The sequence below is a fragment of the Lactococcus sp. LG606 genome, assembly GCF_017309645.1.
In the GTDB taxonomy this organism is placed as follows: Bacteria; Bacillota; Bacilli; order Lactobacillales; family Streptococcaceae; genus Lactococcus; species Lactococcus petauri.
This window is the reverse complement of record NZ_CP071301.1, coordinates 2027010-2046561: the sequence shown is the minus strand read 5'-3', so window position 1 is coordinate 2046561 and position 19552 is coordinate 2027010. Positions and strand designations below refer to the sequence as shown.

17 protein-coding genes and 1 tRNA gene are annotated in these 19552 nt (G+C 39.4%); 2 read left to right on the top strand and 16 right to left on the bottom strand.

Annotation, left to right across the window (positions count from 1 at the left end; all coding sequences use genetic code 11):
• Window positions 1–90: 90 nt before the first annotated feature.
• Entirely contained in the window at window positions 91–1095 is a 1005-nt protein-coding gene (locus J0J35_RS10100; RefSeq protein WP_019292903.1) for a diacylglycerol kinase, read from the bottom strand.
• Window positions 1092–3059: an NAD-dependent DNA ligase LigA gene (ligA, locus tag J0J35_RS10095; protein WP_206916857.1), complete on the bottom strand. Its 1968-nt coding sequence runs from the start codon at window positions 3057–3059 to the stop codon at window positions 1092–1094. The genes J0J35_RS10100 and ligA overlap by 4 nt, the downstream gene beginning before the upstream one ends.
• 103 nt (window positions 3060–3162) lie before the next feature.
• On the opposite strand from ligA, the gene J0J35_RS10090 reads away from it, so the two are divergent.
• Both J0J35_RS10090 and J0J35_RS10085 read left to right on the top strand, forming a co-directional pair.
• Window positions 3163–4284 carry a PASTA domain-containing protein gene (locus J0J35_RS10090; protein WP_206916854.1) on the top strand — a complete coding sequence of 374 codons (1122 nt, stop codon included), beginning with the start codon at window positions 3163–3165 and terminating at the stop codon, window positions 4282–4284.
• Window positions 4284–6425 (top strand): transglycosylase domain-containing protein, encoded by a 2142-nt coding sequence (locus J0J35_RS10085; RefSeq protein ID WP_206916848.1) that lies wholly within the window; start codon window positions 4284–4286, stop codon window positions 6423–6425. Before J0J35_RS10090 ends, J0J35_RS10085 begins: the two co-directional genes overlap by 1 nt.
• A 42-nt stretch (window positions 6426–6467) precedes the next feature.
• On the opposite strand, the gene J0J35_RS10080 is transcribed toward J0J35_RS10085, so the two are convergent.
• From J0J35_RS10080 to J0J35_RS10020, 14 genes are all read right to left on the bottom strand, one after another.
• On the bottom strand, window positions 6468–8213 hold the full coding sequence (locus tag J0J35_RS10080) for an ABC transporter ATP-binding protein (RefSeq protein ID WP_206916845.1): 1746 nt from the start codon (window positions 8211–8213) through the stop codon (window positions 6468–6470).
• 357 nt (window positions 8214–8570) lie between these two features.
• Complete coding sequence (locus tag J0J35_RS10075) at window positions 8571–9236, bottom strand: CHAP domain-containing protein (protein ID WP_242534021.1); 666 nt, start codon at window positions 9234–9236, stop codon at window positions 8571–8573.
• Window positions 9237–9248: 12 nt separating this feature from the next.
• Window positions 9249–9884, bottom strand: coding sequence for a peptidoglycan amidohydrolase family protein (locus J0J35_RS11715; protein WP_242534020.1), 636 nt, complete (start codon window positions 9882–9884; stop codon window positions 9249–9251).
• Window positions 9885–10001: 117 nt separating this feature from the next.
• Window positions 10002–10370 carry a phage tail tip lysozyme gene (locus J0J35_RS11710; RefSeq protein WP_242534109.1) on the bottom strand — a complete coding sequence of 123 codons (369 nt, stop codon included), beginning with the start codon at window positions 10368–10370 and terminating at the stop codon, window positions 10002–10004.
• A 380-nt stretch (window positions 10371–10750) separates the two neighbouring features.
• A tRNA-Cys gene (locus tag J0J35_RS10065) sits at window positions 10751–10821 on the bottom strand.
• A 141-nt stretch (window positions 10822–10962) separates the two neighbouring features.
• Complete coding sequence (locus J0J35_RS10060) at window positions 10963–11295, bottom strand: PTS lactose/cellobiose transporter subunit IIA (protein ID WP_019293871.1); 333 nt, start codon at window positions 11293–11295, stop codon at window positions 10963–10965.
• 34 nt (window positions 11296–11329) lie between these two features.
• Window positions 11330–11650: a PTS sugar transporter subunit IIB gene (locus J0J35_RS10055; RefSeq protein WP_003133928.1), complete on the bottom strand. Its 321-nt coding sequence runs from the start codon at window positions 11648–11650 to the stop codon at window positions 11330–11332.
• Window positions 11651–11741: 91 nt separating this feature from the next.
• The gene (locus tag J0J35_RS10050) at window positions 11742–13178 is read right to left on the bottom strand and encodes a glycoside hydrolase family 1 protein (RefSeq protein ID WP_206916843.1); all 1437 of its coding nucleotides are present in this window, start codon (window positions 13176–13178) and stop codon (window positions 11742–11744) included.
• Window positions 13178–14680 carry a 6-phospho-beta-glucosidase gene (locus J0J35_RS10045; RefSeq protein ID WP_206916841.1) on the bottom strand — a complete coding sequence of 501 codons (1503 nt, stop codon included), beginning with the start codon at window positions 14678–14680 and terminating at the stop codon, window positions 13178–13180. Before J0J35_RS10045 ends, J0J35_RS10050 begins: the two co-directional genes overlap by 1 nt.
• Before the next feature lie 200 nt (window positions 14681–14880).
• Window positions 14881–16221, bottom strand: a complete 1341-nt coding sequence (locus J0J35_RS10040) for a PTS sugar transporter subunit IIC (protein WP_019291333.1) — start codon at window positions 16219–16221, stop codon at window positions 14881–14883.
• Window positions 16222–16245: 24 nt separating this feature from the next.
• Window positions 16246–16572 (bottom strand): PTS sugar transporter subunit IIB, encoded by a 327-nt coding sequence (locus J0J35_RS10035; protein ID WP_117516729.1) that lies wholly within the window; start codon window positions 16570–16572, stop codon window positions 16246–16248.
• Between the two features lie 214 nt (window positions 16573–16786).
• Window positions 16787–17527 (bottom strand): MurR/RpiR family transcriptional regulator, encoded by a 741-nt coding sequence (locus J0J35_RS10030; RefSeq protein WP_019291335.1) that lies wholly within the window; start codon window positions 17525–17527, stop codon window positions 16787–16789.
• Window positions 17528–17546: 19 nt separating this feature from the next.
• Window positions 17547–18131 (bottom strand): YdcF family protein, encoded by a 585-nt coding sequence (locus J0J35_RS10025; protein WP_019293868.1) that lies wholly within the window; start codon window positions 18129–18131, stop codon window positions 17547–17549.
• Window positions 18131–19471 carry a DEAD/DEAH box helicase gene (locus J0J35_RS10020; RefSeq protein ID WP_019291337.1) on the bottom strand — a complete coding sequence of 447 codons (1341 nt, stop codon included), beginning with the start codon at window positions 19469–19471 and terminating at the stop codon, window positions 18131–18133. Before J0J35_RS10020 ends, J0J35_RS10025 begins: the two co-directional genes overlap by 1 nt.
• Window positions 19472–19552: the final 81 nt, after the last annotated feature.

Here is a 19552-nt window from a genome sequence, read left to right as displayed (position 1 = left end):
AGTAATATCCACATTATAAAAATACCTCTATTGGCTGTTATCCAATAGAGGTATTTTTACGATTTTAGAACTTTAGAGATGTTCTAGCATTTATTTTACTTCTTCTTTGAGTTGTTCGGCTTCCTCAGCAAATTTCTGAGCAACAGCTTCGAGATCTTCTTCTTCCTCATCTCCCAAATAATGGTCATTATTGATTTCATCGAGGTTGACAAAAATTTCGATGTGCCCATGGAGATTTCTGAAAGTTACTGGTGCATCGCCTCCATACTCGCCATCCACATTAATCATCATTTTTTTATCTGTGAGGGGCTCGACTTTGATTTGGCTTGATTTTAGGTATTCAATATTGACATCATCCACGTGACTGCCTTTAATCACCATGGAAATCAAAGCCAGTAACTCGAATAAATTATCTGTCTTCACCAAGATAAGAGTAAACAGACCATCATCTAGTTTGGCATCTGGTGCGATTTTTTCAAATCCTCCAACAGAGTTGGTTAAGGCCGCAAAAAACATGGAAATCTCACCTTCAAACACGCCATCATCATGCGTAACCTTGACTTTGCGTTTACGAATTTGGGGCAGTAAATCAACACCTTTGGCAAGATAAGCCAAGTAGCCAAAAGCTGTTTTCAAACGACTTGGTACACTATAAGTCAGCTCTGTTAAGCTTCCACCAGCAGCAATATTGATAAAATACTCAGCATCATTCACTTGACCCACATCAATATTCAAGGTCTGATTTTTACCAATCATTTCAACAGCTGCTAAGGGCTTATTGCGTGGGATTTTAAGTGCACGCGCAAAATCATTAGTTGTCCCTGTGGGGATAATGGCTAACTTCGGCCTTTTATCAAATGGAGACATTCCACTTACTATTTCGTTGATAGTGCCATCACCGCCAGCTGCTACAATGAGATCAAAACCTGCTTCAGTAGCACGTGCAGCTTCTTTTTGGGCAGACTGTGGTTCTGGTGTTGTCTGAAAAGCAGAGGCTTCATAGCCGAAACTTTCTAACTTATCCAAAATATCCGCGACATTTTTTTTAATGATTTCTTGCCCACTACTTGGGTTGTAAATCAATCTTGCTTTCATAATTTCAGCAACTCCTCTTCTGACCAAACTTCAATGCCCAAATCCTGTGCTTTAGCCAGTTTTGACCCAGCATCTGCTCCAGCTATAACTAAATCTGTCTTTTTAGAAACTGAACCTGAGACATTTGCACCTAAAGCTTCTAATTTTTCTTTTGCCTCTGTTCGTGTCATAGCTATTAATTTCCCTGTTAAAACAACGGTTTTCCCTGACAACACACTGTCTGTCTTGGGCTTAAGACCAAGAAAGTCGAAGTTGACTCCCGCTTCTGCCAATTCTTGAAGCAAGACTTGCGCACCTTCTGTGGCAAAGTAGCTGGTTACAGCTTTGGCAATAACTGAACCTAAGCTTGGAATTTCAGCAATTTCTTCTAAGCTTGCTTGCGACAAGGTACGAAGATTACCAAAACGCTCCATTAATAATTTGGCAGCTTTCGATCCTACATGGCGAATACCCAAGCCAAAAAGGAGCTTTTCTGCGGAGTTTTCTTTTGAGGCTTCAATGGCATTTAATAACTTGGTTGCTGACTTTTCTTGAATTTTATCCTGTGCCACTAATTCGTCAAGCTGCAACTTATAGATATCTGCCACATCTTTGATTAAGTTATTTTTGAAAAGTTGCGTAACTATCGATTGCCCCAAACCAGAAATATTCATTGCACCACGACTGGCAAAGTGAATAAGTTTTTCACGATTTTGTGCTGGACAAAGCGGATTGATACAGCGTAAGGCTACTTCATCTTCAAAATGCAAAAGTTCAGATGAACATTCCGGACAATATTGAGGGATTACCATTTCTACAGAATCTGCTGGACGTTTCTCAAACAAAACACGTTGAACTGCTGGAATGATATCCCCTGCCTTATAGATCATGACTTTGTCTTTAAGACGGATATCCTTCTCCTTAATGTAGTCAACATTATGCAGTGTGGCGCGTGATACTGTCGTCTGCGCTAAGGTCACAGGAACCATATTTGCTGTTGGGGTAACGACCCCTGTACGCCCTACTGTCCAATCCACAGACAGGATTTCCGTTTCTGCCAGCTCAGCTGGAAATTTATAAGCGATGGCCCAACGTGGTGCCTTGACTGTAAAGCCTAACTCTTCTTGTTCAGCTAGATTATTAACTTTGATGACAACACCATCAGTATCATAGTCTAAGTCATCCCGAAGAGAAGCCACGCGCTCAATGAAGGCCCAGACTTCATCAATATTTCGCGCAAAAACACGTTCTTTGTTGACGACAAGTCCAAGCTTTTCTAAGTACTCCAAAACTTCTTCTTGAGTGTCATTTGTCGCAGGACTCGCTTCTTGATAAAGAAAGGTTGCCAAGCCACGCTTGGTCACCTCTTTCGTATCTAACTGTCGTAAAGTTCCGGCTGCTGCATTACGCGGGTTGGCAAAGGAAGGTTTACCTTCAAGTTCGCGTTCCTTATTGAGTTTGACGAAATTTTTGCGTGGCAAATAAGCTTCACCTCGCACCACAATGTCAATAGGTTCTTTTAATACCAGTGGGACGTCTTTGATGCGTTTAACATTTTCTGTAATGTTTTCCCCTACACTGCCATCTCCACGTGTCGCAGCTACGACAAGTTTACCTGCTGTATATTTAAGAGAAAGTGAGAGACCATCAATTTTTAACTCACAAATGTATTCAGGCTTTGGAATGATTTTACGTACACGTTCATCAAAGTCTTCCAGCTCTTCACGTGAAAAAGCATCTGCTAGGCTGTAGAGATTGTATTCATGAGTATATTTTTCAAATCCTGATAGCACAACATCGCCTGTACGATGGGTCGGTGAATCAGCGCGTATCAAATGTGGGTTATCGTGTTCTAGAGTTTCTAACTCACGATAAAGGCGATCATACTCCGCATCTTCAACCGATGGCATATCCAAGGTATAGTATTCGTGAGCGTACTTATTTAATAACTCCGTTAAATCTTTGATCTTTGACTCGATATTCATACTAATAATTTTATCATATTTTTCGGTTTCCTCGGAGTAAGAAAGTTGTTATAATGGAGAAGTTCAATAGCTTATGTTAAGCTTAATTTTTATGAGGTTTTTAATGAAGAAAAAGATTTTTAATAAGATTGTGATTATACTGGCGGCCTTGCTCAGTATCATCATCATAACAGCTGGTATTCTTGGTCGACAGATACTTTTTCGTGATTATCCTGTTTTCCAGTCAATGTCCCAAAAAGAGATTGTCGAAGCAACGAATATCCTACCTGAGGATAACGACTATATCAAAAAATTAAAAAATAATGCGCTTGACGTCTACCTGAGTAATGCTTCCAGTGAACTTGCGGAAAAGCTAGAGGAGAACGAAAAACACGTCAACAGTATTGTCAATGGCGTGCTTCCTGAACAACAGTTTTCACAAAATCAGGACGAATTACAACAAGCGCTGGGCGCAAGCGATGAGCAAATGACGCAACTTGCTCAAACTTATGAGAATGCCCGCCTTAATCGTTCCATTGATCAGCTCCAAGCAGAAACAGAAACTTTAAAAGCTGATCAGTTGCCTCAGTTTATTCAAGATGCAAACCAATTGGCACAACAGACTGAGAAGAGCATTCAATCTTATATCGAAGATAATAATGCTGCTTCTAAATCGACGATTTCTGCTTCGGTTCAAGCCCTCAATGATGCAAACTCTCTCCTTAGTAACTTTACACAGTTTGTAAACTATACCAATAATTACACAGCTATCACACAACTTCAATTTGATAAAATTTCTACCAATAATTCACTCATGGCAGACTTTCTCCCTGTATTTAATAAGGTAAATGCTTATCTCAGCCAGAAGGAAACCGTAGAAGCTCGTATCAAAGAGTTAACAGATTTCCAACAAAAAGTCGAAAAATCAGAACAGTTAAAAAGTTCAAGCATAGAAATGCCTAATCTCAAAGGTCAAACACTTGCGGCCATAAGAAAACAAGCAGGCATCGATTATAAAATTGAAGTGGAGCCAAACTATGAGGACAAAGATACAGCGATTGTAACTCAACAAAAACCTGAGCCCTCTCAGTATACTCGTATTCTAAAAGGTCAAACAATTACGGTTCAAACACAGAAAAAAGTTGAAGAAAAGAAAACTTCTTCTGATTCTGCCAAAAAAGACAAAGAAAAAACAGAAGCCTCCAAAAAAGAGGACACTAAAGCTAAAAAGAAAGGAGATGAATAATGGCTAAAAAAATAATTCTCCGCACCCTTGCCGTTCTTTTTCTGCTCTTCTTGTTTGTAGGCGCTGTTGGTGCTGTTGGTGCAGTCTATCTCCTGGATAAAGAATCACATCAGGCACATACGATCGAGCTTAAGCCTTCCCCACAAGCCATCTCCCAATCCTTTACTATTACGGATATTAATGGGGAAGCACTTCAGGATTCCTCAAATATCTATAAGTACATTCCAGCACAGCTCTCAGGCAAAGATAAAAATATTCCTGAACTTTACACAAAAGCTTTAATCGCAGTTGAGGATAGTGACTTCTATTCCCGTAAAACTAAAGGTTATTCTATCAAAGGGGTAACTAATGCCGTCTTATCAGAAGTACTTACGAAATTACATCTCGCAAACGGTGCACGTGGTGGCTCAACCCTTGATCAACAATTAGCAAAAAATCTTGCGCATGGTGGTTTTACTGCCGATAAATCATTGTCCCGCAAAATCGTCGAATTGATTGATGCGCATAGCCTTGCTGAACGCTATTCTCGAGAAGAAATTCTCACCAGTTATCTCGACACCTTGCGTTTGACACCTGAAACCATTGGCCCTGGTGCTGCTTGGAACAATCTTTTCTCTACACCGATGATTACCTCAGAGAAAACACCACTCTATATTGCTCAAATTGCTTATTTAGCGGGGCTGGGTCAAGCACCTTCAACCTATGTTCAAGATTTTGAAGGCGCAGGGAAACAACGCGCCTTGACTGTTCTTTCGGTGATGAAGTCCAACAAAATCATCTCTGACCAAGAATACAAAGACAGCGCTGAAGCTGTGAAAAAAGAACTCGCACTTAAGCCAAGTTATACACAAGGCATTCCCCATGCTTATCAAGCCTATATTGCACAAGTACAAAAAGAGCTTGGCCAGATTGCTTTACCAAGAAACGCTAAGGTTGTTGTCAAAACATATGCTACGAAAGCACACTTGGATTATCTAGAGAGCGTTGCAAATCATACCGCACCCGATGTCTCAAATATTCCACGTAATAATCTGCCAGAAGGTACTTTAACTGCAATATCTGTGGTTGATACCCAAACAGGTCATATCTTAGCTTTAAATACAAATTCGGACAATCCACAATTGCCAATTTCCTCTGCCCGTTCTTCAGGTTCAACGATTAAACCATTACTCGATTATGCGCCCGCTCTTGAATATGGCTATATCAATGAAAACAGTACCTTGAATGGTAATGCTACAACTTACGCTGATGGCACACCGCTGATGAATTACGGTGGGAATAATTATGGCCCTGTTCCTGTCGGTTTTGCCCTTGGTAACTCTTTGAACTCTGCAGCCCTGCAAACCTTTAACATGACCAATAATGAGCAAAAAAACAGTATTATGCAGCCACTTGGTATTGCTTCTGTCAAATATGACCAAGAATCCATGTCTATTGACTATAATTTGTCTCCTTTACAGTCTGCATCTGCATATTCTGCGATTGGTAATGATGGCGTTCGCGTTACCCCTACTGCTGTGGCTTCTGTCACGGTAAATGGTCAAGAACTGCCACTTACTCAGCCTGAATCACAACGCGCCATGAGTTCTTCAACAGCTCGTTCGCTTGTTAATCTCATGCAAAATGTTACACAACCTAATGGTTCCGAGCCTTTAGCTGCTCAGCCGCAATGGCCGAATGCTTTCGCCACTAAGTCCGGGCTCTCTAATTTCCCCGATACTGCCACAGAACCGGCCCGTAGTCAAGGTGCTCCTGATGCTTGGATGGCTGCTACCTCTACAGGTGTTTCAACCGCTGTATGGGTCGGAAGCCCAGATATGAGTGGAAAATATTATGTGCCAGCTGCGCCTATTGAACAAGAAAACAATATGCGTGTCTATCTTTTGAACAACACCATCAGATATATGAATCAAGGCAGAAATGTGCCGCCATTTAGTTACTCAGGCACAGCGATGTCCCATGAACCTCTCTTACCAGAGCTGCCCCAGCTCACTGAGCCACCAACGACCCAAGCTATCCAGCAAGCTAAAGCCTTTGATGCTGTTGCTCCAAGTGTTACTCCCGGTTTAGAAGAATTTTATCAAATGCACCGTCAAGACAAACTCTTAGATGCTGACTCCGTATATGGTGCTAAGAACTAAGTTCTTTATAATAAAAAAGCTGCTTGCAAGCAGCTTTTTTATTTATGATGCAACGGTCAGTTGTTCTTGAACATACTGTGCATAAAGTGGGTGTGATTTTACAAGATCACTGTGTTTACCTGCTCCTGTAATTGCTCCCTTTTCAATAAAGTAAATGTTATCTGCATCAACAATTGTGGATAAACGATGAGCAATGACTAATGTTGTTCTACCTTTCATCAGGCTATCCAAAGCCTTTTGAACCATTGCTTCTGACTCTGAATCTAGACTAGCTGTGGCTTCATCGAGCATGAGAATTTTCGGATTACGCAAGAAGGCACGTGCAATAGCTAAACGCTGACGTTGCCCACCTGATATCTTCACTCCACGTTCCCCTACTTGTGTATCCAATTTGTCGGGCATATTTTCGACAAAACCGCGTGCAAAGGCTAAGTCTAGCACTTCCCATAATTGTGCATCACTGTATGTACCGTCTAAACCATAAGTCAAGTTGTCACGAATTGTTCCTGCCATAATCGCTGAATCTTGTGAAACAAACCCAATTTGGCTACGCCAATCTTTGAGGGCTAAGTTTTCAATATCATGATTCCCCATTGTTAGTTTTCCTCCTGTTGGTTTGTAGAAGCGTTCCAAAATAGAGAAAATAGTTGATTTTCCGCCTCCAGAAGGACCTGCAAAGGCAACAATAGTATTTGGTTTCGCTTCGAAAGTAATATTTTTCAATATTTCTTCAGAATCATCATATGAAAAACTAATATTTTCTGCACGTAAAACTTGGCCTTCAATATCTAGATTTTCTCCAAGACTTAACTGCTCTTGTTCTTCTTCTAAAACTTCATTCAGACGGGCTGTGGCTCCTGAGGCTTTAGAACTTGCGGTAAAGAAAAGTGCTAGAGTAGGAACAGAACCAATCATGTTCATAAGATACATCAAGAAGCTCATCAAAGTGGCCATCGTCATTGCTCCTACGGCAACACGATGAATTCCATAAAGCAGCAATCCAAAGATTGTTGACATCATTAACAACATCATAATTGGTTGCATGGAACCATCAAAAATTGCTTCACGAAGCCCGATTTTATAAAGCTTATTGATGTTTTTTTCAGCTGAATGTGTCGCTTGTACCTCCGCATTGGAAGATTTGACCAAACGAATTTCGCTAAGCACTTCACTTGCTGTGCCAGAAAATCCTGCAAGAGCATCTTGACGCTGGATTCCAAATTTTCGACCAAAAGTGGCCAAGGGCATAATAATCAATGTCGCAATAGGAACAGCTATCACCATTGCTACAGTCATCTGCCAATCCATACGAAACATCATAAAAATTGAACCCACAAGAAGCAAAAGGCTTGTTAAGGTTTGAGGTACAGTATTAGCTAAAAGATCTTTCACTTGTGTTGTATCGTTGACCAAGCGGCTTCCAATTTCTCCTGTTTTGACTTCATCAAAGTACTTTACAGGTAGGTGAACCATCTTATTCCACACTGTTAAACGTAATCTTTTTACTACATTTTCTCCAAAAAATCCAAGCACTGAGGCGCCAATTGCACCAAGTAAGGCCGAAAGGATGTAAACCAGAACTACATTTCCTAAAAGACCATAATCAATCCCTTGTGCAAATCCTGAAATAAGCGGCTGTATCATTTGAGGTACAATGAGCTGTAGTACCGCTCCCACAATCCCTGACAACATCCCAATGGCAAAATAGGAGTATTTTGGTTTACTCTTGGCAATGAGTTTCAAAAAATCCTTACTTTTTATTTTATTGGCTTTTATTTCTTTTTCCATTTTTATCTCCTTTAATTACTTAGTTTTTATTTTAACCAAACTAACAAAATCGATTATAAAACTTTTAATTAGTTTTGTCAACAATAAAACTAATTATTTTGAGATAAATAAACACAGACCATTGTAAATATTAAGATAAAGCCTTTCAATCTAAATGACCAGTATGATTGATGTTTTAGCTACAGTAAGTATTAAAATGGTAACTATTAGAATTTCTACTCCAGTAAGTCTAGTTATTTACTTAATATAAACTGTTTCAATGGCTTTATCCTTTAAATACAAAAACGTCGTCATTTCTGACAGCTTTAAATAAAAAATATGTTATAAATAAATGAAAGCTACTAATAGCTAAAGTGATTATCCGACAGGTTTCACTTTATTATTTTGATATACAAGTAGTGAGTATTTATACTCTTGAACAATTTCATCTTCATACATGACATGAGTTTTTACACCCATTTCTTCGTAAGCTTTACGCATACGAGCTGTACCGATGTGGCGAACTGTAATACCATCTGTAATAAAATAAGATGGTTTATAATTTCCTTGTGCAACTGTTTTAATAATGAACATATCAATTTCTCCTTCTTCTGGTTGTGGATCTGGATTTGGAGTAGAATCTCCTAAACGTAATCCGTATGCAAACGACAAGCCATAGTAATCTGACCACGCAAAACTGTCACGTGTTACGTATTGTCGCCCGTTAATGTTTTGTTGAATGAGTGTTGGGTGTGTAGGCTCTTCGATGATTGCAACGTGACCGTAACCTCCATCTGAAAAGACAACAATATCTCCTCGTTGGAGTTGGCTACGATTTGTAATACGTTGAACTTTTACTCCTGCATTTTGCAAAGCAGCAATATTACTTGCACTCCCTGTATCAATAGCGTTACCGCCCATATGAACACCATATGCAGTTTGAACAACATAGACAATCAAGTCCATACATTGACCACCGTACATGCCATCCATATCTACAGTTTGACCAAGCTTCGCTGATGCTAATGCCAATAAGTCTGCCATTTCCTACCTCCTTTATTTAACAATAATCGTATCTTTAGGAAACTCTTTATATAATTCAGTGCTGTACATATTATCTATTCGAAGATTAAGTTTACCAAATTCATCTTTGTAATTTTTAAGTGCACGCTCGGTCTTAACCCATCTACATTGTACCCCATTAGATACATACCAATTATTCGTGTCAACTGTATAGATTAAATACATTTCAATTTCTCCTTCATCTGTTTCTGATTCACCGGCTTTGCGCCATACTTCATAGTACTTAAAACTGTTGCTACTTAAATATGTACTATTAATTGGTAAATCTTGTATTGCTGTATTAGCTTGACCATTAGTATAATAGCAAGTCGAGGTAATAATTTTGCCACCTCCAGTAATTACACCTGTATGGCCTCCTGCGCCTCCTGATTCTGCCATTGAATTTCCAGCAGATAGTAGAATAATATCTTCATCCTGCATTTGATTCAGATTAGAACCTGACATATTTCCTGTTAGAATTCTCGTATAGCCACATTTTGAGAGATAACCACCTAAGGTTACGGTATTATAAACATAATCATAAGCAACTCCTGTCGCTTCTTTAAGGGCTATAACAATACTACCTGAGCAGTCTGCTGTTCCATCTGTACCAATACGAGAGCCTGTCATGGAGTAGGTAATTTGATTACGATGTGTATTGAACCAATCAACTACTTTTCTACGATTACTTGGAGTTGAACCTTGGAAAAGGTTATACCAATAACGTGCCTGTGTACCTCGAGCAGGTTAATTTGGATTTAACGGCCGTTCATAATATCGAATAAAAATATCCGCCAATGTTTCAGGAGATGCCGTACTCTTAGTAAATTGTGCAAAAGTCATACTTGGGTGATAAAACTGTTGATTGTTTGCAACTTCCCACTCAATACGCTTGCATTGAGAGAAAACATCTTGATAAGCTAAACCTTTTGATTTTGCCCAGTCAATATATTTTGTCGCTGGTGTCCATTGAACAAGCCCATAACCACCATTCATATTACCAACTCTATCACTTTCCCAGCGATCGGCAATAATACCGCTCTCACTCTGCATATTACCTAGGAGAGCAGATACTGACTGTTTTGTCCATCCGCGTGACGTAAGATAGTCCCAGATTTGTTTTGCTGTTTCTTGTTGTCCCAGTTTATTTTCCTCCTTTTTTTATACAATTCTAATAAACCCGTCGACTTACCGATTGTTCTACCTAACATACAGCTGCATTTTTTAGGAATGACTTCAAGTTGGAATCGAACCAACAGTCTCTTATGGACTTGCCATTTTGAAGCCTGATTTAATTATATGACCGAATTTTCATTTATTCCAGGTTGGTAAACTGACCTCTATAAAGCTAATTTTTCTGCTTGAAGATGGCGACCAAGTTTTGCTTTATCGCCGATCACATTTATAATTGTAAGCCCTAATTTTAAATTGTTTCAGGTAAAAACAAAAAAACTGCTGAATTCAGCAGTTTTTTATATTATACAATCTATTGCGAAAGGCGGCAGACGGATTTGAACCGACGATCAAGCTTTTGCAGAGCCATGCCTTACCACTTGGCTATGCCGCCACAACATTAACCATTATATCGAAATTTAAGGATAAAAGCAAGAACTTTTACAGCTTCTCAGATTTCACCCCTCAAGGGTTAAGAAAAAGCCCTAAGCAATTTCTCTTAGAACTTTTCTTTTTTCTCAAAGTGTTATTGATATTAATTTGCCGCTTTTTCTAAAGCTTGAATACGTTTTTCCTGGCTAATAATTTCTGTAGCCAAATCTTTGAAGGTAATTGCGTTCATCAGATGGTCTTGCGCATGTACCATATAGAGATCGATTTCTGTATGAATACCTTGTGCTTCTTTTGTCAGCATATCTGTTTGAACATCATGGGCTTGGAGCAACTCTTGGTTCGACTCCTGAAGTGATTTTTCTGCTGCTTCAAAATCTCCTTCTTTTGCTTGTTGGATTGCTTGAAAGGCTAAACCTTTGGCATTTCCACCATGCATGATGATTCCCATCACAATTTCCATTCTTTCTTCGTTCATTACATCCCCTTTTATTTCGTCGTCTTGAGTTCTTTTACTTCATTAAAGCTTCTGCTGCTTCAAGGACTTTATCGCCACGCATCATACCATAGTCTTGCATTTTTATCACATCCATTGGTACATCAGCAGCTTGTGCTTTCTTTTGTACCTCTGCCTTCATGAAGCCTACTTGAGGTCCTAAGAGAAGGACATCAGGTTTAGGGGTAGCAGCAAGCATGTTATCGATGTCTGCTGTTGATTTTGCGAAAATTTCGTAGTCCAATCCTTTATCTGCTGCTGCTTTTTGCATTTTAGAAACTAAAAGTGATGTTGACATGCCTGCTGCGCAAGCTAAAGCGATTATTTTATCAGCCATAATTATTTTTCCTTCTTTTTCTTTTTATAGTCTTAAGTATACCGCTTTCATTGATTTTTTGCAAGTGTTTTCATAATGACAGAGTATGACTTTAGATACTGTCCCCATTCTCTTTAATGAGCGCTTGATACCAATAGTAAGAATCCTTGGGTATTCGCTTGAGACTACCTTCCATACTTTCGTCCTGATCCACATAGACAAAGCCATAGCGTTTCTGATAACCGTTCAACCAACTGAGTAAGTCAGTGTAAGACCATGTATGATAGCCAATCACTTGAACACCATCGGTTAAGGCTTCTTTTATAGCTTTAACATGACTTTCCAGATATCTAATGCGGTAATCATCATGAATTTGCCCTGCCTCAAGCTTGTCATACTCTCCTAAACCATTTTCTGTAATCATCACAGGTATGCGGTAGCGACTGGTAATTCGACGTAAGGCGATACGCAATCCCATTGGATCAATTTCCCAATCCCAGTTTGTACGTTCAACAGCAGGATTAGTTACACGTTTGTACAAGCCCGGAATGCCTTGGTCGCCTCCTGAGCCCTTAACTCCGGTAGTATTCATTTTACCAAGTGTGACTCCACCTTCGCGCGGATTCCAAGCATTGGCAGCAGTTTGATAATAATTAATCCCTAAAAAGTCTGGTCGGGCTGATTTTAAGAGTTCAAAATCACCCTCTTCGGTTTCAAACATCAGATCATTTTCTTTAAGATAATTCAAAGCCACAATAGGATATTCGCCATAGCAATAGACATCCATCCAAAAATGAGCAAACATTTCCTCTGCGTTTTCAGCTGCCAAGACATTAAGGGGATTGGAATTGATCGCGTAGTTTGGTGTATAAGCAAAAGAAGGACCGATTTGACCGGGCATATCCATTTCATGAAAAGCATTGATTACAGCTGCATTAGCCAAATTTGCATGGTGATTGACTTGATAAAACAGCTTCATATCGACTTTTCCTGGTGGATGTGTTGCCAATATCCAACCATGTTGTGTAAAGATGTTTTGTTCATTCAAGGATACCCAATACTTCACTTTTCCTTTAAAAGCTGTAAATAGTGTTTGCGCATAATGCACAAAATCCTCAATAATCTGGCGACTTTCCCAACCTTGATATTCTTCTTCAAGAGCTTGCGGTAAATCCCAATGATAGAGCGTAACTACAGGTTCGATATGATTAGCAATCAATTCATCAACCAAATCCATATAAAATTGTAAGCCTTGTTGATTAATTTCGCCCCGCCCTTCAGGAAAAATACGTGTCCAAGCAATCGAAAAACGATAGGATTTTAATCCCATTGCAGCCATAAGTGCTACATCTTCTTTGTAGCGATGGTAGTGATCAACAGCAATGTCTCCTGTTGTCTCCTTAAAAGTTTTTCCTGGTATGCGGACAAAATTATCCCAAACTGATGGACCTTTTCCGTCTTCGTCATGCGCACCTTCAACCTGATAAGCTGCCGAGGCCGAGCCCCATAAAAAGTTATCGGGGAAAGCTTTTAGTTTTGTATGTTCCATTATAATTTTTCTCCATTTGAGGCTATGACTTGACTGTACCACTCAAAGGAATCTTTCTTCGAGCGTTCCAAGCTGCCATTTCCTTCATTGTCTTTATCTACATAGATAAAACCATAGCGTTTTTTCATCTCTCCAGTTCCTGCAGAAACAAGATCAATAAAGCCCCATGGTGTATAACCCATTAAGTCTACCCCATCGTATTCGACAGCATCTTTCATTGCTTCAATATGTGCTTTTAGATATTCCACACGGTATGGATCATGAATGCTACCATCTTCTTCTACTTTATCCACAGCACCAAAACCATTTTCTACAATAAAGAGTGGTTTTTCATAACGCTCATTGAACCAATTCATGCTATAACGCAGACCTAATGGATCAATTTGCCAACCCCATTCTGATGCTTCGACATATTGATTTTTTACCAAATCTCGGTTTTCAATATAATCAAAAGTTGGCGCTCCCAGGTTCTCTTGATTCTCCATTTTTTCAGCTGTACTTGGCATATAATTTAGCTTAAGACTTGGATCAATCTTTTCAGCCTGATCTTTAATAGCAAAACTCATATAATAACTAAAGCCGATATAATCTACTTCGCCTTTGGATAAATCTTCAATATCTTCTGAAGTAATGTCCAAATCAAAGGCTTTACGTTCAAAATATTTGAGCATATAGCTTGGATAGTGTCCACGCGCATGGACATCGGTAAACCATAAACGCCGTTGCATGGCAACCTGTGCTGTCATCATATCTTCGGGTTTACATGTTGCAGGATAAATAGGACACATCGCAATCATGCAACCAATTTGGAAATCAGGGTTAATCTTATGTCCTAGATCTACAACTTTAGCAGAAGCAACTAATTCATAGTGGGCTGCTTGGTACATAATCTTTTCACGGTTCTCGCCTTCCACGAACTTCAAACCAGAGTTAGTGAAGGGTGCAAAATCCAGATCAAAATTTGCTTGATTATTTATCTCGTTAAATGTCATCCAGTATTTAACTTTATCTTTATAGCGGGTCATTACTACTTCAGCAAATCTTACAAAAAAGTCAATCAAGCGGCGATTACGCCAGCCACCATACTCGGTAACCAAGTGATAAGGCATTTCAAAGTGGGAAAGCGTGATGACTGGCTCAATACCGTTTTTCAAACATTCATCAAACAAATCATCGTAAAATTGAAGACCTTCCTCATTTGGCTCACTTTCATCTCCATTTGGAAAAATACGTGTCCAAGCAATGGATGTACGGAAACAGTTCACACCTAACTCTGCAAAAAGTCTGACATCATCTTTATAGCGATGGTAGAAGTCAATGGCTTCATGGTTTGGATAATTTTCACCGGGTAAGACACCATCTGTAATCCGGCGCTCAACACCATTTGCTCCAGCAGTCATAACGTCAGCCACAGAAACCCCTTTGCCTCCTGCATTCCAGCCGCCTTCAAGTTGATGAGCAGCAACTGCACCGCCCCATAGGAAATCTTTTCTTAAAGTCATTTTTCTTCTCTCTTTCCTCTAATTCTGTTGATTTAACTTTAAATCTTTTACAAGGTTTGAACTTGCGTATACTTCAGTTCTTAACATCCTCCCCTTTTTTAGACGCTCAGTTCCCCTCTATAAATGTAAACTCTCCCAGCTCTTGATGAGTTTACATTTATAGAAGAGAGATTAAGTCAATGCTTAATCTCATCTCACAGTTATGCTTGTTCAGCTTGCTCTGCTTCATATGCTTCTTTTTCTTGTTGTACAAGAATCGCATCATATTTTTTAGCAAATGGCCAGTATATGGCACCTGTCACAAAAATCATCAAGGCTTGCCATGCTGCACCTTGCCAACCTCCGACAATCAAACCTGAAAGGATTGGCGGTGTTGTCCATGGGACGAAGATACCATTAAACGGTGGGATAATTCCCAGCGCAATAGCTGCATAAGTTCCAAATCCTGAAACGAGAGGAGCAATCAAGAATGGGAAAGCCAAGATTGGGTTTAAGACAATCGGCATACCAAAGAGTACAGGCTCATTGATATTGAAGAAGGCTGGTGCTAATGTTAATTTACCAATGGTTTTCATTTGAACAGAACGCGCACGGTAAATCATAAAGATAACGAAACCGAAAGTCATTCCTGAACCTGTAACCGTAATAAACTGATCCATAAAGGCTTGCGTAACAATATGTGCCCCATGATCAAGTGATAAGTTACCCTCTTGGAACAATTTGAGGTTATCGGCATTGTTAGCCAAGAGCAACGGTGTCATGATACCGCCAATAACTGTGGCACCATGTACCCCAAACCACCAGATAAATACAGGTAAGAATGCAATTAAGAAGACACCAAGTGGGCCGTCTGTAGCATGTTGCAAAGGTGTTTGAATTAAAGTATAAATCCATTCAATCGGTGTTTGATCCGTTGTCAATACAGATAGGGCATAGATAAGCATTGCTACAAAAGTAATAACGAAAGCTGGCACTAGAGCACCAAAGGAATCTGATACATTTGCAGGCACTTGTTCAGGAAGTTTGATACGGATATCTTTTTTCATGAACCATGAGTAAGACCAACCGACCAATAAACCAGCAAGCATGGCGAGAATCATTCCTTTCCCACCAAGCCAAGCTGCATCGATAACACCACTTACTTGATACTCTCCCACGACAGCAGAACCATCAGCAATTTTAGTCACCGTTGAAATAGTACTTGGTTGAAGCATAACCATGACAATAATAGAAGTCAAACCAGCAGAGGCGCCTTCATATCCTTCGCTCTTCACCCAAGAATAAGCAATACCAAAAGCTGCAAAGAGGGCCATAATACCAAATGAAGCAGCATAGGCTTGATTAAAAATAGGGGCCCAACCAATTTGTGCAATCCAGTCCGCAACATTTTGTTGAGGGAAGTTTGCTAAGATGAGGAAGATTGCTCCAATAATAATGAAAGGTATTGGATACAACATACCGTTTTTAATTGCTGTAACGGCTTTTGTGTTCAAAAATTTCATCATCGGAGGCATTAATTTCTCGTTGATAAATTTATTCATATTTTTACTCCAAAAATTTTATTTTTAATTCATTAGGGCATCTGCAGCTGCCACTACATTTTTGCCATTCATCATGCCATAGTCTTGCATCTTAATCACATCACAAGGAACTCCTGCGGCATTCGCTTTCTTAGTGACTTCTGCTTTCATATAAGAAACTTGAGGACCTAATAAGAGCACATCTGGTTTGTTCAAACCAGAGCCTGCTAACATATTATCGATCTCTGCTACTGACTTAGCAAAAATTTCATAATCTTTTCCAGCTTCTTTTGCTGCTTGTTGCATCTTCGTTACCAGCAATGATGTTGACATACCTGCTGCACATGCCAGTGCAATAACCTTTTCTGCCATTTTTTTCTCCTTATTCTTTTGAGCTCAAGAATATTATAGCGTTTTCTGAAAAGGCTTTCAAACAATAATATGAAACACCTTTCCTGTATTGAAACAAAGAGAAAATGGCTTAAATTAAGGATTTGTGGCTTAATTTTTTGCAATAAATACAAAAAAACTTGCAAAAATTGCAAGTTTTTTAAAACATGTTTCGCATTTTGGAACAAATCGAACACTATTCCTCTAAAAAATGGAGCGTTTTATGAGCCAGAACTTCAAGAACTGCAACAACAGGAAGTTGTGTCGTTAAATTTCCTAGCGGATAAAGTTTAGACCATTCCGGCGTGAGATTGTAAAAGAGTTGCAAGTCAGCCAGCCGGCCAACTGTACTGTCTTCATTATTTGTCAATGAAATAATTTGTGCGCCTTCTTGTTTGAATTCCAACTCCTTATTAATGATTTGAATCGTTTCTCCTGAGGCCGATAAAATCAATGCAATGACATTACCTGTGCCATTGATTTGGATAGCTTGGAAAGGATCATTAATAACAAAGGCACGTAAACCTGCATTCACAAAGTATTTACATGCATAATCAGCTAAAGAACCTGAGTTCCCAATTCCCATAAAAACGGTATAATCTGCTTTAGCAATCATCTTGGCAGCTTCAGTCAGTCGCTTTTGATAACTTTCAGAATTCATACGGCGTAAAAACATATCAAATTCTAGCATATTGTCATAATGCTGCTCTTCCGCCGTTTTAGGTTTGCTTTGATTTTTTAGAAAAAATTTTAATTCTGCCCAACCATTAAAGCCCAACTTTGTACTCATTCTTACGATTGTTGTAGTAGAAACATGAAGCTGGCTAGCTAAGCTCCGAATCGTTGCTTTTTGAACCTTATCGGGAGATTTGATGATAAAATCAAGGACCAAGGTTTCGAGCTCATTAAGCTTGCTTATTTGTTCAGGTTGAAACATAAAAACTCCTTTATCTAGCTTAAAATAGTGTATATTTGATCAAATAGTAACCCAGAGCTAAACACTCTCTAGCGTAATTGCTCATAGTCTGCCAAGCAGGGGTTTTACTTTCCGCTGCATAACCTTGCACATTTTTATAGCCTAATTTGGAAGCCAAATAAAGGCTACGATAAAGATGAAAGTCGCTCGTCACAAGCAGTGTCTTCCCTTGCACATACTTTTGAGAAAGCGCGAAATTCTCGACAGTATTTCGCGCTTTCTTTTCTTCAATGATTCGGCTAGAGTTTAAACCATGTGCTTTGAGGTATGTGGCCATTCCCTCAGCTTCAGATACAGGAGAAGCGGAACTTCGATAACCTGTGACAATAACTCTAGCTTGAGGATTGCTCTTAGCAAGTGTTAAAGCAGTATCAAGACGGCTCTTCGTAGTAGATGCAGGCTGACCATCTGGCTCAATCTTACTGCCTAAAACTAGTATCGTCTTAAAATCTTGTGCTGTATCTCCTTGATGAGCGACATCACTCCGTATCAAAAAGAAACAGAAAAGGCCATAGGCCGTTCCCAAAGCAAAGATTAACCCTAAAACTCGAAAGAATTTTTTCATTAGAATTTTTGTTTGCGGGCTTCACGTTGCTTACGTGCATTTTTATTGTGCTCTGCACGACGTTTTTTCGTATTTTCTTCTTCAATCGCCCATTTCAAGGCACGTTTATAGCCTGGTTTGACTTTTTTCTTACTCTTAGCCAACTGACCGCGCATTTTGTTAGACAACTCTCCAGTCTTGGCTGTACGTTTTTCACGGCGATCACGATCATAAGAATCAACAATCTCACCATTTTTCACAGCTTTAGGTTGGAATGTTACACCCATTTTTTCAATTTCACGAATGGCTGAATCATCAGAAGGACTGTAAAGTGTAATCGCCGTTCCCGACAAACCATTACGTCCTGAGCGTCCTACACGGTGTACAAAGAAGGAAAGATCACGAGGAAGTTCATCATTGATAACATGACTTACACCTTCGATATCAATCCCACGTGCTGCAATATCCGTTGCTACAACAAACTGATAATCTAAGTTCTTGATGCTTGCCATGATACGTTTCCGTTCACGTGGTGGGATATCACCATGAATTTTCGCTGCTTTGACACCATTGTTGACTAAGAAATGATGAATATCATCAACGCGTCCCTTTGTATTGGCAAAAATCATTGCCATATAAGGATTGGTTGCCTTCGAAAGTTGCAGTAAAATTTGGTTATGTGATGCGCCTTTAGTTGAGATCAGCCAGTTTTCAATCGTGTCTGAAATCACAGTCTTATTCGCAATTTTTTCCATCACAGGATTATTCAAATATTTTTTAAGGAAAGGCTGCAACTTTTGTGGAATAGTTGCAGAGAAGACCAGCATCTGTACTTTTTTACCAAAGCTGGCTGCAATTTTATCCACATCTGTCAAGAAGCCCATATCCAAAGTCATGTCCGCTTCATCTACAACAAAAATGGATGCCGTATGAATAATCAAAGCTCCCGATTTAAGTAAATCTTGGATACGCCCTGGTGTACCAATCACGATATGAGGTTGTGAAGACTCAAGTTTCTTAATTTGACGCGCTTTATCTGTTCCACCCACATAGTTGACCACGCGGATTGCATCATTAAATTTGACAAATTCTTGAGCTGCATGATAAATCTGTGTGGCAAGTTCACGAGATGGTGCAGTGATTACGGCTTGGACTTCATCAAGCTCTGTGTTCAATTGTTGGAAAATAGGGAGCAAGAAAGTATGTGTCTTTCCTGAACCTGTTTTTGATTCCCCTACCAAATCACGGCCTGATAATACGACAGGAATCAGTTTTTCCTGAACGGGGGTTGGCGAAACGAACTTGATTGCCTCAAGCGTTTCATTGATATAATTCTTAAAGTTAAATTCTGTAAATTTCATAGCTCCTATTATAGCATGAATAGTGCATTTATAAAACAGGGTTCGCCTTTTTAATTCCAATTCTTATTGAAAAAAGCAGAA